Source organism: Tibeticola sp. (assembly GCF_022759015.1).
GTDB classification, from domain to species: Bacteria; Pseudomonadota; Gammaproteobacteria; order Burkholderiales; family Burkholderiaceae_C; genus Tibeticola; species Tibeticola sediminis.
The window spans coordinates 1-10,333 of record NZ_JAEMQB010000119.1; the positions used below are offsets into that span (position 1 = coordinate 1).

Consider the following 10,333-nt stretch of genomic DNA (forward strand, 5'->3'; position numbering starts at 1 on the left):
CACAGCCATTGCCCCAGGTAAAGGAGCGAGCCCAGCCCGTGCCACAGCGGCAGGTTGTCGCGCGCCAGGATGTGGGGCGCCACGACCCATTCAGAGATGACTGCAAAGCTGAGGCCGAGCACTACCAAAATAAGAGCACCCCAGGTCCATTTTCTGCCGGCATAACGCCAAAAAGACCAGAAAACGCCGAGCAGAGCCAGCCCACAAGCCGCCGCGACCGCGTTCTGAGCGGAAAACAGCTGCCCCGCCATGTTCCCGGCCAGGGCGGGCGTCGGGAGATGGCGGAACAGGCCCGGGACGACCCAGAAAGCGGTCGCACTGAGGCTGCCCCACCACAGCGCCGCGGCGAGCAAGCCCACGAGCCGGATGGCGGATGTCCGTCGGGCGCTCATCGCACCCTCACCGATAGTGGACCGCGACGATTTCGTAGCGCCGCACGCCGCCCGGCGCCTGAACCTCGGCCACGTCGCCCTCTTCCTTGCCGATCAGCGCCCGAGCGATGGGGCTTGAGATGTTGATCAGATTCAGTTTGAGGTCGGCCTCGTCCTCACCGACGATCTGGTAGACGACCGTTTCGCCGCTGTCTTCATCCTCGAGCTCGACGGTCGCGCCAAACACGACGCGCCCACCGGCGTCGACCGCGGCCGGATCGATCACCTGGGCGGCCGACAGCTTGGATTCGATCTCCTGGATCCGGCCCTCGATGAAGCCTTGACGGTCCTTGGCTGCTTCGTACTCGGCGTTTTCGCTGAGGTCGCCCTGCGCCCGCGCTTCGGCGATGGCGGCAATGACGGCTGGCCGGTCGACGGTCTTGAGACGGTGCAGCTCTTGTTTGAGCAGTTCGGCACCACGCTTGGTGATGGGTATCGTTGCCATAAAAGTCGGATGAATCGGTTGGAAGTCTTTACTTGTCGGGGTGTAGCCCGAGACGCCCTTCGCTTCTCGAGATCCCAAAAAGCAACCGCCGGGCGTGAACGTCCGGCGGTTGACTGCGGGGAATTATGCCGTGAACCTGCAGCGGATCAACGGCCCAGGGCGGCGAGCATGTCCTGAACGGAAATCACCGTCAAGCTGTCGAGGTGCTTCATCCCTTCGACGGCAGCCTCCGCACCGGCGATGGTCGTGAAGGTCGTCACGCGCGCAGCCAACGCCGACGTGCGGATGGCGCGGGAGTCAGTGATGGCATTGCGCCGTTCCTCGACGGTGTGAATCACCAGCACGATCTCGTCGTTCTTGATCATGTCGACGATGTGCGGCCGCCCCTCGGTCACTTTGTTCACGACCGCGACCGGAACACCAGCCGCGGCAATCGCTGCGGCGGTGCCCCGAGTCGCCACCAGCTCGAAGCCCATTTCATGCAGGGCACGAGCGACCTCCACCGCGCGCGGCTTGTCGCCGTTCTTGACCGTCAGAAACACCTTACCGGCGGGTGTGCCATCGGGCTTGAATGGCCGCGGCAGCCGCGTACCGGCGCCGAGTTGGCTCTTCACGAAGGCCTCGCCAAAGGTCCGGCCCACGCCCATGACCTCCCCGGTGGACTTCATTTCCGGCCCAAGGATGGTGTCGACGCCCGGGAACTTCACGAACGGGAACACCGCCTCTTTGACGCTGAAGTATGGCGGCGTGACCTCGGCACCGATGCCCTGCTGGTCCAGCGTCTGGCCGGCCATGCAGCGTGCCGCCACCTTGGCCAGCTGCACGCCGGTGGCCTTGGACACGAAGGGCACGGTGCGCGAAGCGCGCGGGTTGACCTCGAGCACATAGATCACGTCCTGGCCGTCCGCTTCCTGGATGGCGAACTGCACATTCATCAAGCCCACCACGTTCAAACCTGCCGCCATGGCCGCGGTCTGGCGCTTGAGCTCGTCGACCGTCGCCTTCGAGAGGTAGTACGGCGGCAGTGAACACGCCGAGTCGCCCGAGTGCACGCCGGCCTGCTCGATGTGCTCCATCACCCCGCCGATGAACACGCGGCCCGAGGCGTCGCGCACCGCGTCCACGTCGCACTCGATCGCATCGTTGAGGAAGCGATCGAGCAGCACCGGCGAGTCGTTGCTGACCTTGACTGCCTCGCGCATGTAGCGCTCCAGATCCCGCTGCTCGTGCACGATCTCCATCGCGCGACCGCCCAGCACATAGCTCGGCCGCACCACCAGCGGATAGCCCAGCGCGGCCGCCTTCTCCAGCGCCTCGGCCTCGGTGCGCGCCGTCGCGTTGGGTGGCTGGCGCAAGCCCAGATCGTGGAGCAGCTTCTGGAAGCGCTCGCGGTCCTCGGCGGCGTCGATCATGTCGGGCGACGTCCCGATGATGGGCACCCCCTCGGCTTCGAGGCCCAAGGCGAGCTTGAGCGGTGTCTGGCCGCCGTATTGCACGATCACGCCGGTAGGCTTTTCCTTGTCGACGATCTCGAGCACGTCCTCGAGCGTCAGCGGCTCGAAATACAGGCGGTCCGAGGTGTCGTAGTCGGTGGAGACCGTCTCGGGGTTGCAGTTGACCATGATGGTCTCGTACCCGTCCTCGCGCATCGCCAAGGCCGCATGGACACAGCAGTAGTCGAACTCGATGCCCTGGCCGATGCGGTTGGGGCCGCCGCCGAGCACCATGATCTTCTTTTTGTTCGTCGGCTCGGCCTCGCACTCGTCTTCATAGGTCGAGTACATGTAGGCGGTGTGGGTCGCGAACTCGGCCGCGCAGGTGTCCACGCGCTTGTAGACCGGCCGCACGCCCAAGCGTCGGCGGGTGTCGCGCACCGCTTTCTCGCTGGTTTTGAGCAGCTTGGCGAGCCGCCGGTCGGAGAAACCCTTTTGCTTGAGCGCGCGCAGCGTGGCCGCATCGAGCGCGGCCAAGGCCTGCTCGCCGCGTTCGGCGGCAAGCGCGTCGAGGTCGAGTTCGATCTTCACGATTTGCTCGATCTGCGCGAGGAACCAGGGGTCGATCTTGGTGAGCTGGTGCACCTCCTCGAGCGACCAGCCCGCCGCAAACGCGTCGCCGACATACCAGATGCGCTCGGGGCCGGGCTCGCCGAGCTCGCGCTCGAGAATCTCGCGGTCCTGCGTCTTTTCGTTCATGCCATCGACGCCGACTTCCAGCCCGCGCAGCGCCTTCTGGAACGACTCCTGAAAGGTCCGGCCCATGGCCATGACTTCGCCCACCGACTTCATTTGCGTCGTGAGCCGGCTGTCGGCAGCCGGAAACTTCTCGAACGCGAAACGCGGAATCTTCGTCACCACGTAGTCGATCGTCGGCTCGAAGCTCGCGGGCGTCGCGCCGCCGGTGATCTCGTTGCGCAGTTCGTCGAGTGTGTAGCCCACGGCCAGTTTGGCCGCAACCTTGGCGATCGGAAACCCGGTTGCCTTGGACGCCAAGGCCGAAGAGCGCGAGACGCGAGGGTTCATCTCGATCACGATCATGCGGCCGTCCTTGGGGTTGACGGCGAACTGCACATTCGAGCCCCCGGTATCGACGCCGATCTCGCGCAGCACCGCCAAGGAGGCGTCGCGCATGATCTGATACTCCTTGTCGGTCAGCGTCTGCGCGGGTGCGACCGTGATCGAGTCGCCCGTGTGCACGCCCATGGGGTCGAGGTTTTCGATCGAGCAGACGATGATGCAGTTGTCGGCGCGATCGCGCACGACCTCCATCTCGAACTCTTTCCAACCAACGAGCGACTCCTCGATCAGCAGCTCGCGGGTCGGCGAGGCTTCGAGGCCGCGCTTGCAGATGGCCTCGAACTCCTCCGGGTTGTAGGCAATCCCGCCGCCGGTGCCGCCCAGCGTGAAGCTCGGGCGGATCACGGTCGGGAAGCCCACCGCTTTCTGCACCGCCCAGGCCTCTTCCATGCTGTGCGCGATCCCAGAGCGCGCCGAGCCCAGGCCGATGGCGGTCATCGCAGCCTTGAACTTCTGCCGGTCTTCGGCCTTGTCAATGGCTTCGGGCTTGGCGCCGATGAGTTCGACGCCGAACTGATCCAGCACGCCGTTGCGCCAGAGGTCGAGCGCGCAGTTGAGCGCCGTTTGTCCGCCCATCGTCGGCAGGATGGCGTCGGGCCGCTCGCGCTCGATGATGCGCGCCACCGTCTGCCAGGTGATGGGCTCGATGTAGGTGACGTCGGCCGTGGCCGGGTCGGTCATGATCGTCGCCGGGTTGCTGTTGATCAGGATGACCTTGTAGCCCTCTTCGCGCAGCGCCTTGCAGGCCTGCACGCCGGAATAGTCGAACTCGCAGGCCTGCCCGATCACGATGGGGCCGGCGCCGATGATGAGGATGCTCTGGATGTCGGTGCGCTTAGGCATGCGCGTTCTCCTGGGCTTGCATGAGCGCGGTGAAACGGTCGAACAGATAGGCCACGTCATGCGGGCCCGGCGAGGCCTCGGGGTGACCCTGGAAGCAAAACGCCGGCCGGTCGTTCCAGGCCAGGCCTTGCAAGGTGCCGTCGAACAGGCTCACATGCGTGGTCCGCAGGTTCGCGGGCAGCGAATCGGCATCGACCGCAAAGCCGTGGTTTTGGCTGGTGATGGACACCCGCCCGGTGTCGAGATCCTTCACCGGGTGGTTCGCACCGTGGTGGCCGAACTTCATCTTGAAGGTGCGCGCACCCGCTGCGAGCGCCATGATCTGATGCCCAAGGCAGATGCCGAAGGTGGGCACGCCCGCGTCGAGAAAGTGGCGTGCCGCCTCGATGGCATAAGTGCAGGGCTCGGGGTCCCCGGGGCCGTTGGAGAAAAACACCCCATCGGGCCGCATCGCCTGAACCTCGGCAGCAGGCGTCTGTGCGGGCACCACCGTCACGGCGCAACCGCGCTGAGCGAGCATACGCAGTATGTTCTTCTTGATGCCGAAGTCGTAGGCCACCACGTGGAACCGGGGCTCGGCGAGTTCACCATAGCCCTTACCCAAAGCCCACTCGGTCTGCGTCCAGCGATAAGCCTTCCTCGTGCTGACCACGCGCGCCAGATCCTGCCCCGCCATGCTCGGGGCGCGGCGTGCGGTGGCGACGGCTTCGTCGATCTGTGCCGGCGTGAAGGATTGCCCGGCCTCGAGGGCGACGATGACGCCGTTCTGTGCGCCATGGGTGCGCAGCAGCCGGGTAAGCTTGCGCGTGTCGATCCCGGCGATCGCCACCGTGCCTTCGTCGCGCAGATACTGCCCCAGGCTGCGCTGCGCGCGGAAGTTGCTGGCGAGCAGCGGCAAGTCCTTGATGATCAGTCCTGCGGCCTGGACCTGGTCCGACTCGACGTCTTCATCGTTGACGCCGGTGTTGCCGATGTGGGGATAGGTAAGCGTGACGATCTGCTGGCAATAGCTCGGATCGGTGAGGATTTCCTGGTAGCCGGTGAGCGCCGTATTGAAGACGACCTCACCAACGGTAACGCCGGGAGCACCAATCGAGTGACCAACAAAGACCGTGCCGTCTGCAAGCGCGAGGAGCGCGGGCGGGAAATTTCCCTGTAGAGACAAAAGCACTGGGTTCTCCGGATGGTTGCGGGTACGCCCAAATGCGCGTCGCAAACAGAGTTGCGCCTGGCTGCTTTTGTGGGAGGGAGCTTCAGAGGGATTTGGGCGTACGGGCGGGGGCCAAAAAGCCTCTCATTATAGCCGCGGCCCTGGGGGTCGATCGGACCGGGCAGCATACGCGCATGCGTCGGGAGCGCACGACAGCGACCCGTTCAGGAAGCGCTGAAGAAAGATGCAGCGTTTCCTTCAGCGCGGCCCGACGGCGATGGCGTGCAGGCAGATCGCGGCAGCTGCCGCCACGTTCAGCGACTCCTCGCCCCCTGGCTGGGCGATGCGCACACGACGATCGGCGCGAGCCAAAACCGCCGCGCTGACCCCCTGTCCTTCATGCCCCAGAACCAGCGCGCAGGGGTTCGGCGGCGTCCGCTCGTGCAACAGAACCCCCTCATGCACATGGGTGACCACGCGCGGAATCTCGAAGCCATCGAGCACGTCCACGTCGAGGTCTTCGATCAGCCGCAAACCGAAGTGGGCCCCCATGCCGGCCCGCACAACCTTGGGCGACCACAGCGCCGCAGTACCCCGCAAAGCCAGAACCTGATGGAAACCGAAGGCCGCAGCGCTGCGCAAGATCGAACCGACGTTGCCGGCATCCTGCACGCGGTCGAGCACCACCGTCGCCGCCCCGGCGTTGAACGGTGCCTGGGCGGGCAAGTCGAGCACGAAACCCATCGGTGCCGGTGACGAGAGGCTGCTGATTCCCGCCATCATTGCCGCCGGAATTACTATATTTTCAAGAGCAAGAAAGTCGGATTTATCGCCGGCATCAGCCCAAAATGATTCAGAAAACACGGCCAGCGCCGGCCGCAAGCCTCGGGCCAGCGCAGCCCGGCATAGATGGTCGCCTTCGATCCAAACCTGCCCCTGTTTTCGGTACTCGGTGTTGACCTGCGCGAGCCTCTTCACAGCCTTGTAGCGCGGATTGTCCCGCGAGGCGATGAACTGCACGCGCGGCCCTGACCGGCCGCTGGACAACTCAGCGTTCATCGCCCCTCCACTGCGCCACGGGCGCGAAGCTGCGCCGGTGCCATTCACACGGCCCGTGCGTCCGCAGCGCGGCGAGATGAGCCGCCGTGCCGTAACCTTTGTGGGCGGCAAAGCCGTATTGCGGATGCAGCCGGTCGATCTCCACGCACCATCGGTCGCGATGCACCTTCGCGAGGATCGAGGCGGCCGAAATCTCGGCGACGCTCGCATCCCCCCCCACCACGGCCTCTGCCAACACGTCGAGCACCGGCAAACGGTTTCCGTCCACGAGTACCCGAGCCGGGCGCAACCGCAGGGCCGCCACCGCCCGCTGCATCGCCAGCAGCGTGGCCTGCAGGATGTTGAGCCGGTCGATCTCCTCGACGCTGGCCTCCCCCAGCGCCCAGCAAAGCGCATCGGCCCGAATCCGCTCGGCCAAGGCCTCGCGACGCTTGGGTGCGAGCTTCTTCGAGTCGGCCAGGCCGTCGATCGGGCGCTCGGGGTCAAGGATCACCGCAGCGGCCACCACCGGGCCGGCCAGCGGGCCGCGGCCAGCCTCGTCCACCCCCGCGATCAGCCCCAAGGTGCCCCAATCCAGGCTGGCCTGCCTAGCGCCCAAGAAGCTCTTCGATCGCATGGGCAGCTTGCTCCGGCGTGTCGCGGCGAAGTTCATGGTGGAGTTCGGTGAAGCGCCGCTCGAGGGCGGCCACGCGCGAGGGAGCCTCGAACCACTCGAGCACCGCCGCCGCCAAGCGCGCGGGTTGAGCCTGGCGCTGCAAAAACTCCGGAACAACAAACGACCCGCAGAGGATGTTGGGCAAACCCACCCACGGCTGCAGCATCTTGCGGCGGGTGATCTGCCAGGACAGTTCGTTCATGTGGTAGGCGATGACCATCGGGCGCTTGTAGAGCGCCGCTTCCAAGGTCGCCGTCCCACTGGCGATCAAGGCCACGTCACACGCCTCCAGCGCGTCGTGCGAGTGCCCTTCGAGTATCTCCAGGTGTAAGCCCGGAGCGTATCGGCGCGCCAACTCGCCCACCCGCGCCCGCCACGCCGGCACGGACGGCACGACGAAGCGCATGGCCGGCCGCGCCTGCGCCAGCAATGCCGCTGTTCGAAAGAACCTCGGCGCCAGGTGTTCGACTTCCGCGCCCCGGCTGCCGGGCAAGACCGCAACCACGGGCGCGTCGGCTGGAAGTTGTAAGCGTCGGCGCGCAGCCACGCGGTCGGGTTCGAGCGGAATCACCTGAGCCAATGGATGCCCCACATAGCGGGCACGGATGCCGTGCCGCTCCAGCAGCGGGATTTCAAAGGGGAAGACGCACAGCACCAGGTCTGCGCTCTGCGCGAGCGTGTGGATGCGCTCCGCGCGCCAGGCCCAGACCGAAGGACACACGAAATGCACCGTCGTCACCCCGCCCGCCTTGAGCGCGCGCTCGAGCGGCAGGTTGAAATCCGGCGCGTCAACCCCGACGAAGACATCCGATGGCTCGGACAGCAGCCGGCGCTGGAGCTGCGCGCGGATCGAGACGATGGACCGGTAGTGGCGAAGCACCTCGGCATAGCCGCGCACCGCGAGCCGGTCGGCACTCCACCAGGCCTCAAAGCCGCGTCGGGCCATCTGCGGCCCACCAATCCCGACGGCTTTGAGCCCCGGCCAGTGCCGCTGCAAGCCATCGAGCAACAAGCCAGCCAGCAGATCTCCCGAGGGCTCACCCGCCACCATCGCGACCGACAAACCCGGGTCGGTCGCTGGCCGCTTCGGCGTCCGGTGCCCCTGTGCCGCTTCGCGATCAGCGTCCACGCCAAGAAGCCCCTGAGTCAACGGACGATGCCCCGCTCGGCCGGCGTTGCACTCAGAAACGATGTCATTAACGAGACATCGGCCGCCGCCTCCGGATAGCGCTGTGCCAAGGCGCCGATCTCCGCGATGGCCTCTTGAAGCGTCAAACCATCGCGGTAGAGCGCCTTGTGCATGGCCTTGACCGCGGCGATACGCTCAGGCGTGAACCCCCGCCGACGCAGCCCTTCGAAATTCATCGACCGCGCACGAGCCGGTTGCCCCTGAGCCATGACGAAGGGTGGCAGGTCTGCAAACAACAGCGAACACATCGCCGTCATGCTGTGGGCACCGAGCCGCACGAACTGGTGAACGACCGTGAAGCCGCCCAAGATCGCCCAGTCACCAACCTCGACATGACCTGCCAGTTGCGAGTTGTTGGCAAAAATCGTGTGGTTGCCCACGCGGCAATCGTGCGCCAAATGCACGTAAGCCATGATCCAGTTGTCATCGCCCACGCGCGTGACACCTCCGCCGCCGGGCGTGCCGATGTTGAAGGTGCAAAACTCGCGCACCGTGTTGCCGTCGCCGATGATCAACTCGCAGGGTTCGCCGGCATACTTCTTGTCTTGCGGCACCGCCCCGAGCGAGCAGAACTGAAAAATGCGATTGTCTCGGCCGATCGTGGTGTGGCCCTCGATCACGCAGTGCGGCCCGACGCTCGTGCCGGCAGCGATCCGCACGTTGGGACCAATGAGCGTGTAGGCACCGATTTCGACATCTGCGTCGAGTTCGGCCGCCGGGTCGACCCGTGCCGTTTCGTGGATGCGTGCCATGCGCCCTCGCGTCAGCCGATGCGGCGCATCGTGCACATCAGGTCACCCTCGCAGGCGAGTTCACCCGCGACCGTCGCCCGCGCCTTGAACTTGTAAATCCCGGCCCGCACCCGATCGAGTTCGACCTCCAGCATCAACTGATCGCCCGGCTCGACCGGCCGCTTGAATCGTGCATTGTCGATGCCGGCGAAGTAATAAACCGTCTGGGCGTCGGGGCTCGCATCCTGCATGTCGAAGGTCAGCAAAGCCGCCGCCTGCGCCAAAGCTTCGAGCATCAACACCCCGGGCATCACCGGACGGTGGGGAAAATGGCCCATGAAAAAAGGTTCGTTGATCGTGACGTTTTTCAGCGCCGTGATGCGCTGCCCCTTCTCGAGCGCGACCACACGATCGACGAGCAAGAACGGATAGCGGTGCGGCAGTTGGCTGAGAATGCGGTGGATGTCCATCATCGTTCGGTGGGCGGCGAAACCGCCGGTCTAAAGAAGGTTGAAAAACCGAGGGGCCCGGGGCCGGCACGCGGGCTCAAGAGGCGTGCAGGCCGCGCTCGAGCGCCTTGATCCGTTCGCGCAAGCCGTGCAGCTGCTTGAGCGTTGCGGCATTCCGCTCCCAAGAGGCATTTTCGTCGATCGGGAAGATGCCCGAATACTGCCCCGGTTTGAGAATCGAGCGCATCACGACCGAGGCCGCCGAAATGTGGACCCCATCGGCCAGCGTCAAATGCCCCAGCACGACCGCGCCACCGCCGATGGTGCAGTGCGCGCCGATCTTCGCGCTACCCGCAACACCGGCGCAGCCGGCCAACGCCGAGTGCGCGCCGATGTGCACGTTGTGGCCAATCTGCACCAGATTGTCGAGTTTGACCCCATCCTCGATCACCGTGTCCGACAACGCGCCCCGGTCGACGCAACTGTTGGCCCCGATTTCGACGTCGTCCCCGATCTGCACCGCCCCAAGCTGCTCGATCTTGACCCAATGCCGGTCTTCGTCAAGCGCAAAGCCAAACCCATCGGGCCCGATCACCACGCCGGCATGCAGCAGACAGCGGCGCCCAAGTACGCAATCTTCGCCCACCGTCACGTGCGCGCGCAGCACCGTCCCCGCACCGATTCGAGCCCCGCGTTCGACCACGCAGAACGGGCCGATGGAGACATCGTCGCCGATTTCCGCGGCGGGGTCGACGATCGCCGTGGGGTGGATCCCCCGTAGCGCCGGCCCTCGGTGCTCGGCCTTCCA

Annotated in this window: 10 protein-coding genes; all 10 read right to left on the reverse strand. The window is 65.6% G+C overall.

Annotated features, from left to right (window positions below):
- Positions 1–392, reverse strand: a 392-nt coding sequence (locus JHC36_RS07535; protein WP_287917820.1) for a DUF4149 domain-containing protein, incomplete at its 3' end; no start/stop codon positions are given.
- A 7-nt stretch (positions 393–399) separates the two neighbouring features.
- Positions 400–876 (reverse strand): transcription elongation factor GreA, encoded by a 477-nt coding sequence (gene greA, locus JHC36_RS07540; RefSeq protein ID WP_124219591.1) that lies wholly within the window; start codon positions 874–876, stop codon positions 400–402.
- A 146-nt stretch (positions 877–1,022) separates the two neighbouring features.
- The gene (gene carB, locus JHC36_RS07545) at positions 1,023–4,292 is read right to left on the reverse strand and encodes a carbamoyl-phosphate synthase large subunit (RefSeq protein WP_287917825.1); all 3,270 of its coding nucleotides are present in this window, start codon (positions 4,290–4,292) and stop codon (positions 1,023–1,025) included.
- Positions 4,285–5,463, reverse strand: coding sequence for a glutamine-hydrolyzing carbamoyl-phosphate synthase small subunit (gene carA, locus JHC36_RS07550; protein ID WP_287917827.1), 1,179 nt, complete (start codon positions 5,461–5,463; stop codon positions 4,285–4,287). The genes carB and carA overlap by 8 nt, the downstream gene beginning before the upstream one ends.
- A gap of 237 nt (positions 5,464–5,700) precedes the next feature.
- Positions 5,701–6,501 carry a TrmH family RNA methyltransferase gene (locus tag JHC36_RS07555; protein ID WP_287917829.1) on the reverse strand — a complete coding sequence of 267 codons (801 nt, stop codon included), beginning with the start codon at positions 6,499–6,501 and terminating at the stop codon, positions 5,701–5,703.
- On the reverse strand, positions 6,491–7,117 hold the full coding sequence (gene rnhB / locus JHC36_RS07560) for a ribonuclease HII (protein ID WP_287917832.1): 627 nt from the start codon (positions 7,115–7,117) through the stop codon (positions 6,491–6,493). Before rnhB ends, JHC36_RS07555 begins: the two co-directional genes overlap by 11 nt.
- On the reverse strand, positions 7,089–8,207 hold the full coding sequence (lpxB, locus tag JHC36_RS07565; RefSeq protein ID WP_287917839.1) for a lipid-A-disaccharide synthase: 1,119 nt from the start codon (positions 8,205–8,207) through the stop codon (positions 7,089–7,091). Before lpxB ends, rnhB begins: the two co-directional genes overlap by 29 nt.
- 95 nt (positions 8,208–8,302) lie before the next feature.
- Positions 8,303–9,097, reverse strand: coding sequence for an acyl-ACP--UDP-N-acetylglucosamine O-acyltransferase (gene lpxA / locus JHC36_RS07570; RefSeq protein WP_287917833.1), 795 nt, complete (start codon positions 9,095–9,097; stop codon positions 8,303–8,305).
- An 11-nt stretch (positions 9,098–9,108) separates the two neighbouring features.
- On the reverse strand, positions 9,109–9,549 hold the full coding sequence (fabZ, locus tag JHC36_RS07575; RefSeq protein ID WP_124219604.1) for a 3-hydroxyacyl-ACP dehydratase FabZ: 441 nt from the start codon (positions 9,547–9,549) through the stop codon (positions 9,109–9,111).
- A gap of 73 nt (positions 9,550–9,622) precedes the next feature.
- Positions 9,623–10,333, reverse strand: a 711-nt coding sequence (lpxD, locus tag JHC36_RS07580) for a UDP-3-O-(3-hydroxymyristoyl)glucosamine N-acyltransferase (RefSeq protein WP_287917836.1), incomplete at its 5' end; no start/stop codon positions are given.